Genomic DNA, 502 nt, shown 5'->3' on the forward strand with positions numbered 1-502 from the left:
AGGGCTATGAGTAAGATTAAAAATGGTTTGTTCATCAAATCAATGCGTTCCTTGAATGGTTTCTTTTTTTAGATTAGTTGGTTTGGAAGGGTTTTGTTGAATATCTTCTAACATTCCATAATGTTTTAAAACAGAGATTATAGCATAGAGTGAAGAACTTAGAGGGATAGTTGATAAACTTTGATGCGCTTTTTTAATTGCGTCTTTAGAATTTTCTTCATACAACAAGTTCACTTCTTGTAAAGCGCTCATTTCTTTGAGAATGGGGCTTTTTTCAAGCAAGTTTTTATCTCTAGAGAGCGATGCGTAAGAATATTTGGCAAATGTTTTAACGATTCCATTAGAAGATTGCGAAAGCCTTTTAAACTCGTTTGCATCGTTTCTCTCACTCGCTCTGGCGAACTGATACAAGTCATACAACTCTGGGGCGACTTCTTTCAATCTTTTTTGCAAGGCTATGTTATTAGGACTCTCTAGCACTTCATTATAAATTTGAGTGATT

General features: G+C 34.7%; 1 protein-coding gene. It reads right to left on the reverse strand.

Annotation, left to right across the window (positions count from 1 at the left end; genetic code table 11):
* Nucleotides 1-39: 39 nt before the first annotated feature.
* Nucleotides 40-502 (reverse strand): hypothetical protein (locus tag IE260_RS43605; RefSeq protein WP_189881057.1); only part of this gene is annotated, 463 nt, incomplete at its 5' end.

Source organism: Streptomyces viridiviolaceus (assembly GCF_014650995.1).
GTDB classification, from domain to species: domain Bacteria; phylum Actinomycetota; class Actinomycetes; order Streptomycetales; family Streptomycetaceae; genus Streptomyces; species Streptomyces viridiviolaceus.